The sequence below is a fragment of the Salinarimonas soli genome, assembly GCF_008386575.1.
GTDB classification, from domain to species: Bacteria; Pseudomonadota; Alphaproteobacteria; order Rhizobiales; family Beijerinckiaceae; genus Salinarimonas_A; species Salinarimonas_A soli.
On record NZ_VUOA01000119.1, the window covers coordinates 1 to 249 of the forward strand.

At 75.9% G+C, this 249-nt stretch carries 1 protein-coding gene; it reads right to left on the minus strand.

Annotated elements, in window-relative coordinates; all coding sequences use genetic code 11:
• Positions 1-249 (minus strand): glyceraldehyde 3-phosphate dehydrogenase NAD-binding domain-containing protein (locus F0L46_RS25450; protein ID WP_240540164.1); only part of this gene is annotated, 249 nt, incomplete at both ends.

A 249-nucleotide genomic window follows, 5' to 3' on the forward strand; every position in this document is an offset into this window, starting at 1 on the left:
CGCTCGCGGTGGGGCGGCTCCGCCGGGTTCTTGTTGGCGGTGACGCGGAGGGGGCCGGGGCCGACGTCGAGGGTGTCGCCCTCGACGGGCACGGTGCCGGGAAAGCGGCCGGGGACCGAGTCGAAGCGCAGGGGGTGGGCGTTCGTCTCCACGGGGCCGAGGTCGTTGATGGCGACGGCCTGCGCGTCGGTGCGGCCGCTCTCGGCGATGGCCCGCAGGATGGTGCGCCCGATGCGTCCGAACCCGGTG